This window comes from Photobacterium minamisatsumaniensis, from assembly GCF_050336695.1.
GTDB lineage: Bacteria > Pseudomonadota > Gammaproteobacteria > Enterobacterales > Vibrionaceae > Photobacterium > Photobacterium minamisatsumaniensis.
Window position 1 is genome coordinate 1 of sequence record NZ_JAKJSI010000037.1, and the last position, 13,288, is coordinate 13,288.

Consider the following 13,288-nt stretch of genomic DNA (forward strand, 5'->3'; position numbering starts at 1 on the left):
CTAGAAGCTAGTCTAGAAGCTAGTCATGACATTCGAATTGACTGTGCCAAAATAATTTTCATTATCTTGTATTGGTCACTCAGTTCATTGATAAATCTTTTGACTTAACTTTTTCACGAGTGCCCACACAGATTGCATGGTCAAATTGTTAAAGAACAAACTGACTGGTTAGTGGCTTAAGTTGCCGTGCTCCGTGTCAGTGAGGTCGCATTATAGAGACTTCGATCACGTTGGCAAGGGGCTTTTTTAAAAAACTTAAAAAAAAAACCTCTTTGAACAAAAGTTAACCCAACCCATCAAAAAACACACTTATATAGCTTTAAACTGGCTGGCAAACTGCTTAACTTTTTCCCAATCGGTATATTCAACCTCTTTTGTCGTATCGGTTTCTCCACCAGTGATACGCATAATGAGCTGAATCATGACTCGATCAAGCCAATTATAGCGAGGATAGCGCAGTGCACCGGCAAATACCGCTTGCAGTTTAGGTTGCCAAGGTGATCGCTTAAGAAACTTAAGCATATAAGCGCTGGTTTCTGGCGTATTCTTACCTTCTTTTCTCGCAGTAAGGTTAACGCAGAAAAAACCAACTTTAGCCTGCTCTAGCGCTGTAAGGTTCTTTTCTATAAATTGATAAAGCTTTTTATTCAAATGACCATAGCGCACAGATGCACCAATTAGGACACGACTATAATCTGCGAAGTTCACTGAAGTTACATTATTGAGATCAACAAGCTCACAAGCACAGTCTTCACCAAGTGCCTCTTCTATACGTCGTAATATTTTGACGGTCTGCCCATCACTGCTTGAGTGGAGCAATAATACTTTTTCCATGCTTTCCTCTATTAATTACGCCAAAATGTTGGGGTAAATAGCACCAATAAGGTAAATACCTCTAAACGACCAAATAACATTGAAATAACTAACACCCATTTAGCAGGATCATTAATTTCACCAAAGTGCACAGCCACCTCGCCCAGCCCCGGACCTAAGTTGTTCAATGTTGCCGCAACCGCAGAAAAAGCAGTTAACTCATCAAGCCCGGTCGCAATAAGAGCGAGCATACATATAACAAAAACTAACGCGTATGCGGAAAAGAACCCCCAAACCGCATCAACAACACGCTGTGGCAAAGCTTTATTACCGACTTTGATGGTGTAAACCGCTCTTGGGTGAATAAGTCGTTTAAGCTCTCTGACCCCTTGCAATAATAGTAAGAGCATACGAATTACTTTTATGCCGCCCCCCGTAGAGCCTGCACACCCTCCAACAAAAGAGGAGAAAAGTAATAATACCGGTAGAAACAATGGCCATTCTGAAAAGCTTGTCGTGGTAAAACCCGCAGTTGTCGATATCGACACTGTTTGGAATAAGGCCTGATCGAATGCTTCATAATAAGAATCATAAGAATGATGCTTTAGTAGCAAGCTAAAACATATCGCTAGCAAGATAAATTGGGTTGCTAAAAATGCTCTGAATTCAGGGTCTCGCCAATATGTTCTTAGGTGTACACCACCATTTGCAAAAGCGGCAAAATGCAGTGAGAAGTTACAGGCAGATATCAATAGAAATACAACGGTGATCATATTAATCGTAGGGCTATCAAAATACCCCATACTGGCATCATGCGTTGAGAACCCACCAATAGCCACCGTCGAAAAACTGTGTGATATCGCATCGAATACAGACATACCCGCCAACCAAAAGGCTGTAGCACAACTGACGGTCAACGCTAAATAGATGTACCACAATGTTTTTGCTGTCTCAGCGATTCTCGGCGTCATTTTACTGTCTTTCACTGGACCAGGTATCTCAGCTCGATAAAGCTGCATCCCACCAATCCCAAGCACAGGTAAAATGGCTACAGCCAAAACAATGATCCCCATTCCACCAAACCACTGCAGTAGCTGACGATAAAATAAGATCGCTTTGGGTAAATAGTCGAGGCCCACAATAACTGTCGCTCCGGTCGTCGTTAACGCGGAGAATGATTCAAAGAAAGAGTCAGTTATTGATAAATCGGGTGTCTTCGCCAAAATAAAGGGCACAGCTCCGGCACTTCCGATAACCGTCCAGAACAAAACAACGATAAGAAAGCCATCTCTGGCTTTTAGTTCTCGCCGGTAATGCCGGTTAGGTACCCATAACAGGGCGCCTCCAGCAAAAAGCAGGAAGAATGTAACAACAAAAGGAAAGCCGGCACCATCTCGATAAACAAGCGCGACTAAAGCAGGTGCCAGCATAGTGACACTGAATAATGCGAGCAATAGCCCGACAATTCTGATTATGGAACGAAATTGCATTGCCTATACGGCTCTCATCCTTAATTAAAAATACTAGGCTTCTAAAGTGTTTTAATCACTCTTGCCTACCGCAACAATCTGTCCACCGCTACGGTTTATCAGTTTGGTCCTAAATTCATTCGCTTGGCGACTATCTAACTCAATAGTCATATCAACTTTATTCGCATACTCAGCTTCTATTTGACGGCCAGAATATTCTGCGAGCAACGTTTCCACCAGCGACACTTGATTATACTCACAGCTCAGCACCAGCTCTGTGGTTATTATCTTTTGTGTAGTTTGAAGCAGCGCCAAAGCTTGCTGAACACCACCACCATATGCCTTAACTAAACCACCAGTACCCAATTTGATCCCACCGGAGTATCGCGTTACAACGGCAGTAATTTCCCCAACGCCCGAACCGCTCAACTGCGCTAGAATGGGTTTCCCTGCGGTACCTGACGGCTCACCATCATCACTAAATCCCCATAGCATGGAGTTTTCAGGGCGACCTGCAACAAATGCCCAGCAATTATGCCTCGCATCGGAGTGTTTATCTTTTATGTGCTGAACAAACGCCTTCGCAGCCATTATATTGGGTGTATGGGCTAAATAAGTAATAAAGCGGCTCTTCTTTATTTCTTCTTCAAATGTGGCCCCACTGGCTGGGATCAAATACGGTTCAGATGCTGACATAACACGCCGTGCTGCAATGACTATGGGTAATCTGACAGAATATCACAAATGCAGCACTCTGATCTCAGGCCAAAAAAGAAAAGGGGCTTACGCCCCCTTATTAAACAGTACTAGTACTTAAATATTCTACTGTGGCCGGTTAGTGCCCCCGACTAACTCTAACCTTACCTGCTCTACACGGGTATCTGCTTCAAGCAATGAAATTAGTGGTAATAAGTTTTGATCTTGTTTTGTTCGAACCAGAACAATTTCACTTCCGCTATGTACAATTTCAAGCTGGCTGCTATGTGCAAATTGACTAGGGTTTACGCTCGGCGCTAAACGTAAGAAAAGGCCACCAGATACTTCCATCGGACCATTAGCAGATGAAGTCGCAAGTAATGTATCACCAACAAAAAGTGATGCACTTGCGTCCATTGATAACTGCTGAGGCATACCCCTTCGCTCGGAGTCCACTGAATATAATTTTGTATACCGCTCTCCAGCAATTTCCACTTCACCAACGGACTCCCACTGTGAAAACTGGCTTAGTGGTATAGAGGGTAATACTTCCTGCGCTGACGCATTAAATGCTGCTATCGATAATGACATGACAATAATACTGACGTTAGTACGAATACGTGATTTCATTTCCTACTCTCCCTGCTGTCCAAAGAAGCGAATATCCCATGACGTTAAGGTGCCATCTTGTGTATTGTTCGGCTGTGTAATGGGGAATATATTTTCTGGGTCAAAGTAAGCAAGCCAACTCGTTGTTTCTTTATTTGTATCTCTTACAATAAGCTGCCAATCCCCTTTCGCTGATTCACCATAGAACTGGTGTGACAGCATCAATTGCTGCTCAAAACCCTTTATTGATGTATCAAGCGATTGACTAACCAACCCCGTCCGAGGCGAAAGCAATACACTGCGAGTACCAGACGGTGATACCAGCTCGATAGCAAGATCGTGTATACGCTGATGCTCTAGGTTTATCTTTATTTGCACTGCTTCTACGACAAAATCGCTCATTTGCTCAAACGTGCTGGTTACCCCGGCCAGTTCAGCATCTGGTATCAAGACGTCTGCACTTTGACTTGACCAGTCGGTAATAATAAGTGGTGGGAGTGGCTGGCTGTATTGCAACGCCATCATGATCGCATCATCAATATTGACTCGCCCAAAACCATAGAAGTTATGAAAATCGTATCCAGCAGCGTTTGTCTGCCAACCAGGAATTGCATCATAGGTAACGGCCTCACCAGAAAACTGAGTGAAGCTCAACGGTACGCCAGCATGAGTAGGATCTGTTTTAGTCGCTGTCGAAGCTAAAATATGGCGAATGTCGCGCCAATTGAGTGCAGGGTTGGCCGACATTAACAAAGCCACAGCGCCCGAAGTGTTCGGTGCTGCTGACGACGTACCATTCATTGTGCCCATAAAGTCACAGTTTGGGTCAAGTTCCGTACCGCCATGCAGCGTATTACCAGCGCCACCAGCCACATTGCTACCAGCATCACAACCTGTCAAATCCGTTGTCACCATTGCTGGCTTCATTTCTCCATATTCGCCACCAGGGGCGGAAACAAATACATTTGCCCCCACGCTACTATAAGAAGCGAGCCTACCATCAGCATTTAAAGCAGATATCACGACATTCCAATAATTTGCATTTGTTGGCGTCAGATTACTGTCTTGCATTGGTAAACCAGCATTAGCAGGCCCAATACGATTGCTATCAAAAAAATCTCCCGGTAGCACATAAGCAGCACCAATTGATGCTCCAAGCCAACCATAAAAGTAGTTATAGCTATTGCCGGCGGATTTAATGAACAAGCTGCCACGCCCTTGATGCGAGGCTGTCGTTACCTGCTCATACACTTGCTCTTCCAACATTAACTTGGGATCAGACATGTCGTAAGCAATGGGGAAAATAGTGCTATAACCATAGCTCTGGTTAAACACTCGGGTATCCTGGGTATTAACTGCAGCGCCATGCGACATCAACCAACCTTCAGCCGATTGATTCAACAGCCAATTAAACCCTTTTAACCCAGCTTTAGGTGCAACACCTCGCCCTCCTATAGCGTTCCACCCCACAGCAGCAGTTAGACCAGCCACAGCTGTACCGTGGTTATTTGATGGATCATCAGGGGTTGGATCATTATCATTGTTCACCAAATCCCAAGATCCGGGACGAACATTCGCCGCTAGATCTGGATGGCCAATTTCCAACCCATCATCAATGATAGCCACATTGACCCCCACGCCATGGATACCTAATAAGTGAGTCAGCCATAAGTTCATATCTTGACCAGCCGTACCTGCTGACTGAGAAAATGCTGATTGCCCAGTATTACGCAAATGCCATTGGTGGGTGAACAATGGATCACCCGGTGGTAAATCAGGCACCCAGCTCCAATCTACTGCAGGGGTATTGTGAGGTGATGGTTTCACCATCATTACAGCCTGCCCGCTCATCGGCAATATTATCGCCAATGCCGCAGATAATACTGTCAGCTTACTCTTCATCTTTGTCGATCCTTCGATGGAATTACAACCACAGCACCATGCTACGGCTATCCCATTTACGATCGATAAATAGCAAATAGCCAGATGACAGTGAAATCAATGACAAAGCTTGAGAAACATTTCCCAACCTTGCAAAATTGTTAAAGAAAAGTATAAAAAATCTTCCGCGTATTCATCACATTATGGTTATAACGGCTCTTACGCTTAGTTACGCCTTCACAAAGTTAAACAAATGTTTAAAAAATTATTGTATTTGTTGCAAGTCGGGTTCAGACTATTATTTAACCTGGTTACAGGTCAAACCAGTTCAATCAAATTCGGCACAGAACCGGAATTCACGGAGATAGAACATGATTTACCAAGGTGAAACCCTATCCGTACGCTATCTGGAAGATGGTATCGCGGAGCTGAACCTCGATGCTCCAGGCTCAATAAATAAGTTTGATCTCAAAACATTAGAGAGCTTCAACGAAGCTCTTAATGTGCTCTACCATCAAACCGATCTTAAAGGCTTACTGCTAACATCCAATAAAGACGCTTTTATTGTCGGTGCTGATATCACCGAGTTTCTTGGTCTATTTGCGCAGCCCGCTGAAGAGCTTTCGCAGTGGGTTAGCCATGCTAATGATATTTTCAATAAACTCGAAGATCTGCCTGTTCCAACACTTTCCGCGATTAACGGCCATGCATTAGGTGGCGGTTGTGAATGTGTGCTAGCGACTGACTTTCGCCTAGCAGATAGCACCGCTAGGATCGGCCTACCTGAAACCAAACTCGGCATCATGCCTGGTTTTGGTGGTACAGTACGCTTACCTCGCTTGATCGGTGCCGATTCTGCAATGGAAATCATCACTGCAGGTAAAGATAAAAAAGCGAACGACGCTCTAAAGTTGGGGTTAGTGGATGCTGTCGTTGAGCCTTCAATCCTTAAAGACGCAGCTATCATCATGCTAAAGAATGCTATTGCCGGCAAACTTGACTGGCAATCACGTCGAGCCCAGAAAAAAGCCCCACTACAATTAAATAGAATAGAAGCCACAATGAGCTTCAATGTCGCAAAAGGCATGGTATCCCAAGCTGCAGGTCCACATTACCCGGCTCCCATTACCGCAGTGAAAACCATTGAAGAAGCGGCACGCTGTTCACGCGATGAAGCGCTTGCTATTGAAAACAAATACTTTGTTACTTTGGCTAAAACCGAGATTGCACAAGCGCTTGTCGGTATATTCCTTAATGATCAGTATATAAAAGCGAAAGCCAAACAAGCCGTAAAGGCTGGAAAGCCGACTCAAAAAGGCATGGTACTTGGTGCAGGGATCATGGGGGGTGGTATCGCTTACCAGTCATCACTCAAGGGTGTCCCCGTGCTGATGAAAGATATTGCTGATACCTCATTAGATCTAGGAATGAATGAAGCGGCAAAATTACTCAACAAACAATTAGAACGTGGCCGTATTGATGGCTTAAAAATGGCAAAAGTCTTGAGTGGGATCACCCCTAGCCTTCACTACTCGGGTGCCGAGGGCGTTGACGTAGTAATTGAAGCCGTTGTTGAGAATCCAAAAATCAAAGCTGCGGTATTGAGCGATGTTGAACAACACGTCAGTGACGACACCGTCATCGCTTCGAATACCTCAACCATTCCAATCAATTTACTGGCAGCTTCACTCCAACGTCCAGAAAATTTCTGTGGCATGCACTTTTTTAACCCTGTGCACCGTATGCCACTAGTCGAAATTATTCGCGGCGAGAAAACCTCAGATGAAACGATCAACCGAGTGGTCGCCTATGCTGCGAAAATGGGGAAATCCCCGATTGTTGTCAATGACTGCCCGGGCTTCTTCGTCAACCGCGTCCTGTTCCCATACTTTGCTGGCTTTAGCATGTTACTTCGCGATGGCGCTGACTTTGTCAAAGTAGATAAAGTCATGGAGCGACAGTTTGGTTGGCCAATGGGCCCTGCGTACTTACTGGATGTAGTCGGTATCGATACAGCACATCACGCGCAAGCAGTTATGGCTGAAGGCTTCCCTGAGCGCATGGGTAAAGACTATAAAGACGCTGTCGATGTAATGTTTGAGACCGAACGTTATGGCCAGAAAAATGGCAAAGGCTTCTTTAGCTACTCGATTGACCGCAAAGGTAAACCGAAGAAGTCAATTGATCCAGAGGTTGCCGGATTGCTTGCTCAAGTTGCAACAGCAACCCAGCAGTATGATGACGAAGCCATTATCGCTCGTATGATGGTGCCCATGATTAATGAAGTCGCTCGTTGTTTAGAAGAGAACATTATTGCCAGCCCTGCCGATGCGGATATGGCATTGGTGTATGGACTCGGCTTCCCTCCTTTCCGTGGTGGTGTATTCCGTTACCTAGACACGTTAGGGCTAAATAACTATGTCGCACTGGCCGATTCCCTAGCCCACCTTGGTGCGATTTATCAAGTACCTAACGGGCTAAGAGAAAAAGCCGAAAAAGGCGAAACTTATTACCCTGCCCCTAATAATGCATAACCGTGGCTTAAGGATGAGGAACATAAAATGAATAATGTCGTAATTGTTGATTGTATCCGCACCCCGATGGGGCGCTCTAAAGGCGGAGCATACAGGCACACACGTGCCGAAGATCTCTCCGCTCACTTGATGAAAGGCTTATTGGCTCGTAATCCACAGGTTGACCCAGCCAGTATCGAAGACATTTACTGGGGCTGCGTGCAGCAAACACTGGAACAAGGCTTTAATATTGGTCGGAATGCCGCACTACTTGCAGGGATCCCTCATAATGTTGGTGCAACCACCGTTAATCGATTGTGTGGTTCATCGATGCAGGCGCTTCATGATGCTGCGCGCGCAATCATGGTAGGTGATGCTGATACCTGCATCATTGGTGGTGTTGAGCACATGGGGCATGTACCAATGACCCACGGTGTTGATTTCCACCCAGGTATGTCGAAGTCTGTTGCAAAAGCAGCGGGTATGATGGGCCTAACAGCAGAAATGCTAGGTAAAATGCACGGTATTAACCGAGAGCAGCAAGATGCCTTTGCCGCTCGCTCTCACCAACGAGCGCACGCCGCAACGATTGAGGGGCGTTTTAAGAACGAAATTTATCCAACAGAAGGACATGATGAAAACGGCATTCTCACCACCTTTGAGAATGATGAAGTGATCCGTCCAGAAACAACCGTTGAGGGTCTATCTGGCTTGCGTCCGGTCTTTGATCCTGCCAATGGTACCGTGACTGCAGGTACATCATCCGCATTATCAGACGGCGCGTCGGCCATGCTTGTTATGAGTGAAGAAAAGGCTAAAGCGCTCGGCTTAACCATTCGAGCACGTATCAAATCCATGGCCATTGCTGGTTGTGACCCATCTATTATGGGATACGGTCCAGTACCAGCAAGCCAAAAAGCCCTTGAACGTGCAGGCTTAACCATCGATGACATTGGTATCGTTGAGTTGAATGAAGCATTTGCTGCCCAGTCACTGCCTTGTGCCAAAGATCTTGGTCTACTTGATAAAGTCGATGAAAAAGTTAACTTGAATGGCGGTGCGATAGCCCTTGGGCACCCACTCGGATGTTCAGGTTCACGCATTTCCACCACATTGATCAATTTGATGGAGCATCATGACGCCCAATTTGGTTTAGCCACAATGTGCATCGGACTCGGGCAAGGTATCGCAACAATCTTTGAGCGAGTCAAATAAAACAAACGCTTTATAACCCGCTTCGGCGGGTTTTTTATTGCTTGCCATATGTCCTTACTCACACTATGTATATTGCGCATATATTAAATGATAAAGTTTCATTATATTCATAGTGACATCAAGACTACACTCTTACCCCATAACAGGCGCTTTTTTAATTCGGAGTACACCCATGTTTAAGGCACTGGTTCTAAACCAAGAAGAGAAAAAAACTATCGCTGGTATTACACAGGTCGATGAAGCACAGCTTCCTGAAGGCGATGTACTGATCAACGTTGACTACTCTTCTCTTAACTACAAAGATGGTCTCGCCATTACCGGTAAAGGTCGCATTGTTCGTCAATTCCCAATGGTTCCTGGCATTGATTTAACCGGTACGGTTGCTGAGTCTTCCGATGACCGCTATCAGGCTGGCGACAAGGTCGTTCTTACCGGTTGGGGCGTCGGTGAAGGCCACTGGGGTGGAATGGCTGAAAAAGCGCGCTTGAAAGCAGACTGGTTAGTTCCACTTCCAGCCAACCTTGATGGTAAACAAGCCATGATGGTGGGTACTGCAGGTTTAACGGCGATGCTGTGTGTGCAAGCCTTGATTGATGCAGATGTAAAACCAGAAGCGGGTGAAGTATTAGTAACCGGCGCCAGCGGTGGTGTAGGCTCTGTTACCGTCGCCCTTCTTTCGCAGCTTGGTTACCAAGTCGCGGCAGTCACTGGTCGTAGTGAAATCAATGGCCCATTACTGAAAGAATTAGGCGCTTCACGCATTATCGAACGCAGCGAATTTGAAGAGCCAGCGCGCCCACTTGAAAAACAAGTGTGGGCTGGTGCCGTCGATACCGTCGGCAGTAAGGTATTGACCAAAGTATTAGCACAAATGGACTACAACGGTGCTGTCGCAGCATGTGGTTTAGCCGGTGGTTTTGACTTACCGACGACCGTAATGCCATTCATTTTACGTAACGTACGCCTACAAGGTGTCGATTCAGTGTCGTGCCCATTTGAAAAACGCCAACAAGCGTGGCAGAAGCTAACTGACATATTGCCAGCCAGCTATTTCCAGCAAGCATGCCGCGAAATCACCCTAGAAGAGGTTGCACAAGCAGCGGAAGACATTACCAACGGTCAGATCACTGGCCGTGTAGTGATCAAACTATAATTATTCGTTTTCTCGAATACCAAAAGACCAGCCCTTGCTGGTCTTTTTGCTTAAACCAATCCCATATCATGTATTCGTTTATCTATTAGCTTACCGCACTCTTCTTTGATCAACTTACGTAACCAAATTTGCGATGCTGAATGTTCACAACGCGGATGCCAAATTAGCGAATAATCAAACGGGCTGAATTTAAACGGTAACGGCTTCACCACCAAATCATGTTTCTCTGCAACCAAGTAAGCCAAATCAGCTGGCACGGTGATGATCAGTGGCATACTATCGACAACCGCCAGAGCCGCTTCTAGATGATAGGCCCTCAATACCATTTTTCGACCAGGGTAACCACGTAGCGCATCATCAATTAATGTTTTCACGCCATCACTAATCGCAATCATTGCATGGGGATAATGAAGGTAGTCATCCAGCGTAAGATCGATACCAGCCAAAGGATGGTGTTTCGATAACATGCAGAACACACTCACTAACCCCAAATGCTCACTGCCAAGTGGATCAACAGGCCCGGTAGGATGGCATATCGCCATATCACACCCATCAGTGGTGAGCTGGGCTAATAAATGATCGTGTTGTAACGGTGCAAACTCTAACGATATACCCGGCGCTTCGCTATATATACGCGGTAACGCAAACGGAAGAATGGTTTGCATCGCGTAATCTGTGGTCGCAATAACAAAGTGCTGCTCGCACTCCTGAGGCCGAAAATCATTTGGCGTTAGTAATGTGCGCATAGCCTCTAGTGGTTCATTGAGTAGTTCGTTTAACTCTAATGCCCGCTGAGTGGGTAATAGGCGCTGTCCTTGACGTGTAAATAAAGGATCACCGATAAGCTCGCGCAGCCGCCCTAAAACACGGCTCATCGCCGACTGGCTAAGGTTCAGCCGTACCGCCGCTTTACTCACGCTACCTTCGTCAAGCAGTACCTTTAATGCTACCAATAGGTTCAAATCACGACGATAAACTTCTTCAAGCTCCATAGCTAACCTTTCTCTATCAATAGAAACAACATTATGTCGTGTCAGATAAAAAAAATCCCGCTATAAAAGCGGGGAAGCCCAAGAAAACTGGGGGGAGTGTAGTAGATTTGAATAAGTGAGCGCTTCTTCTTTATTCTTCTTCAAGCTCTGGCGAATTGGTTAGTTCAACCCAGAGACCCAACGCTGCTGCAATTAAGCCGCCAAGCGCGAAGACACTCATATCATTAGGGGTACGCAGCACTAAAGAACAAAACGTAATAAAGCACAACACACAGTAAATTGTTAAGCGATCCATCTGAGTCAACATAATAGCCCCTCCTAATCCTTCAGAAGAAAAAACGTTAATGACTTGTTAAATAAGTTACACAGTTTATTCCCTTTTGCCAACCCTTATTGATTAATTATTATTCATCAGTATCATCATCGGCTTCAAAGAAAGGTGTGAAGACAATGACTGCAATTTTTGACAACCCAACTCATAACTTGGAAGCAGAAGGACTTCGCTGCCCAGAACCTGTCATGATGGTACGTAAGACAGTCAGAAAGATGGCTGAAGGCGATACTCTTTTGGTCGTAGCGGATGATCCTTCAACAACACGTGATATTCCAAGCTTTTGTCGCTTCATGGATCACACACTTGTTGCCTCTGAAACCGATACCCTTCCTTATCGCTTTCTCATCAAAAAAGGCACCAATTAAAAAAGGCAGCTCAATGAGCTGCCTTTTGTATATTCATTCAATGTTTAGAGTTTAGTTATACTCACGCAGCTGTTGATTCGCTCTATCTAACTCTTGCCTCAGTTTGTAGATTTCTTTCTTCAATGGTGCGACATAGCGAAGCCGTACCAAAGCATCTACAGACAAGTAAGTCGTCACAATCGCACCGACAACCATAGGCAACCACATATCGGTCAAAACCATACCCAGAATATTCAAAGCCAAAGCCGTGTTGAATAACCAAAACTGGCTTTGAGGTGATACTGCAAGAAAACGACCCATAACCCCTCCAAACAGATGTTAGTGACCTTAAACTCACCATAGCATGAGGCACAAAAAGACTCTGCAACTAATGTCACACTTTATCTGGCTATTGCCTTTTTGTCATAACTCTCAACAGAAAGGTTGTTTCACGTGAAACTCACCAATAACCTACAAGCCAATACCCGCCACAATCGCCAAGCCAAAAAATAATAACGCGGTGATTTTTCGGATCAAATCCAATGGCATTTTATCGGCAGAAAGCTTACCAATTAAGACCACAGGTACATTCGCGAGCAACATGCCTATTGTTGTACCCAACACGACTAATAACAAAGCATCATTGTATTTAGCCCCCAACATGGTTGTTGCAACTTGCGTTTTATCCCCAATTTCAGCAATAAAAAAAGCAATAAAACTCGCCACAAATGGGCCTCTATTCGATATTTTTTCATCATCATCGAGCTTATCTGGAATTAAAATCCAACCAGCCATTGCCACAAAGCTAATAACCAATGTCCACTTTAATATTTCTGGCGTTAAAAAATCAGCCACTACAACACCGAGCCAGGCAGCTAAAGCATGATTGGCAATGGTGGCAAAGAATATAGCTAAAATGATTGGTACGGGTTTACGATAACGGCTGGCTAGCAGCAACGACAACAACTGGGTTTTATCCCCAATTTCGGCCAAAGCAACAGTAGTAATTGAAATAGCTAAAACGCTCAAAACATGCTCTTGGGGGCGAGGATAATTATTTGAACCATAGACAAACGTGCACGCCCCACCCCGGTTCATGCTGGTTTGCCAATGGTCTCGCTAAACTCACTAGTAGGATAAAGTGTGAGTCATAAACGCCATGAAGATTTTGCTTCAATTATGTTGACGTTTATCTCGCTAGCGCGAGAAGCTACTCCCCAAAGGAGCCAGAATTCTAACCAGCTTTGACACCGGGATCAAGCCAAAAAA

The 13,288-nt window shown here is 45.1% G+C and carries 13 protein-coding genes and 1 riboswitch; of the genes, 4 read left to right on the forward strand and 9 right to left on the reverse strand.

Features of this window, described 5'->3' with window-relative positions:
- Positions 1-309: 309 nt before the first annotated feature.
- From hemG to L4D78_RS19410, 5 genes are all read right to left on the reverse strand, one after another.
- Positions 310-834: a menaquinone-dependent protoporphyrinogen IX dehydrogenase gene (gene hemG / locus L4D78_RS19390; RefSeq protein ID WP_428468464.1), complete on the reverse strand. Its 525-nt coding sequence runs from the start codon at positions 832-834 to the stop codon at positions 310-312.
- Between the two features lie 11 nt (positions 835-845).
- The gene (locus L4D78_RS19395; protein WP_428468465.1) at positions 846-2,303 is read right to left on the reverse strand and encodes a TrkH family potassium uptake protein; all 1,458 of its coding nucleotides are present in this window, start codon (positions 2,301-2,303) and stop codon (positions 846-848) included.
- A gap of 51 nt (positions 2,304-2,354) precedes the next feature.
- Entirely contained in the window at positions 2,355-2,978 is a 624-nt protein-coding gene (locus L4D78_RS19400; RefSeq protein WP_428468466.1) for a YigZ family protein, read from the reverse strand.
- Between the two features lie 126 nt (positions 2,979-3,104).
- The gene (locus L4D78_RS19405; protein WP_428468467.1) at positions 3,105-3,608 is read right to left on the reverse strand and encodes a hypothetical protein; all 504 of its coding nucleotides are present in this window, start codon (positions 3,606-3,608) and stop codon (positions 3,105-3,107) included.
- Positions 3,609-3,611: 3 nt separating this feature from the next.
- On the reverse strand, positions 3,612-5,489 hold the full coding sequence (locus L4D78_RS19410) for a S8 family peptidase (protein WP_428468468.1): 1,878 nt from the start codon (positions 5,487-5,489) through the stop codon (positions 3,612-3,614).
- 350 nt (positions 5,490-5,839) lie between these two features.
- On the opposite strand from L4D78_RS19410, the gene fadB reads away from it, so the two are divergent.
- The 3 genes from fadB (at position 5,840) to acuI (ending at position 10,349) form a co-directional block, all read left to right on the forward strand.
- Positions 5,840-8,002 (forward strand): fatty acid oxidation complex subunit alpha FadB, encoded by a 2,163-nt coding sequence (fadB, locus tag L4D78_RS19415; protein WP_428468469.1) that lies wholly within the window; start codon positions 5,840-5,842, stop codon positions 8,000-8,002.
- Positions 8,003-8,029: 27 nt separating this feature from the next.
- A complete protein-coding gene (gene fadA / locus L4D78_RS19420) occupies positions 8,030-9,196 on the forward strand; it encodes an acetyl-CoA C-acyltransferase FadA (RefSeq protein ID WP_428468470.1) in 1,167 nt (388 codons plus the stop codon).
- A gap of 172 nt (positions 9,197-9,368) precedes the next feature.
- Positions 9,369-10,349 (forward strand): acrylyl-CoA reductase (NADPH), encoded by a 981-nt coding sequence (acuI, locus tag L4D78_RS19425; protein ID WP_428468471.1) that lies wholly within the window; start codon positions 9,369-9,371, stop codon positions 10,347-10,349.
- A gap of 50 nt (positions 10,350-10,399) precedes the next feature.
- Here acuI and L4D78_RS19430 read toward each other — a convergent pair whose 3' ends face one another.
- On the reverse strand, positions 10,400-11,341 hold the full coding sequence (locus L4D78_RS19430; RefSeq protein ID WP_428468472.1) for a LysR family transcriptional regulator: 942 nt from the start codon (positions 11,339-11,341) through the stop codon (positions 10,400-10,402).
- A gap of 130 nt (positions 11,342-11,471) precedes the next feature.
- Positions 11,472-11,648, reverse strand: coding sequence for a hypothetical protein (locus L4D78_RS19435; protein WP_428458624.1), 177 nt, complete (start codon positions 11,646-11,648; stop codon positions 11,472-11,474).
- Positions 11,649-11,791: 143 nt separating this feature from the next.
- Between L4D78_RS19435 and tusA the strand changes: the two genes are divergently transcribed.
- Positions 11,792-12,040 (forward strand): sulfurtransferase TusA, encoded by a 249-nt coding sequence (tusA, locus tag L4D78_RS19440; protein WP_428458623.1) that lies wholly within the window; start codon positions 11,792-11,794, stop codon positions 12,038-12,040.
- 51 nt (positions 12,041-12,091) lie between these two features.
- Here tusA and L4D78_RS19445 read toward each other — a convergent pair whose 3' ends face one another.
- Positions 12,092-12,340 (reverse strand): hypothetical protein, encoded by a 249-nt coding sequence (locus L4D78_RS19445; RefSeq protein ID WP_428468473.1) that lies wholly within the window; start codon positions 12,338-12,340, stop codon positions 12,092-12,094.
- Positions 12,341-12,490: 150 nt separating this feature from the next.
- Positions 12,491-13,048, reverse strand: coding sequence for a TMEM165/GDT1 family protein (locus tag L4D78_RS19450; RefSeq protein ID WP_428468474.1), 558 nt, complete (start codon positions 13,046-13,048; stop codon positions 12,491-12,493).
- A 92-nt stretch (positions 13,049-13,140) separates the two neighbouring features.
- A riboswitch (yybP-ykoY riboswitch) is annotated at positions 13,141-13,243 on the reverse strand.
- Positions 13,244-13,288 lie beyond the last annotated feature (45 nt).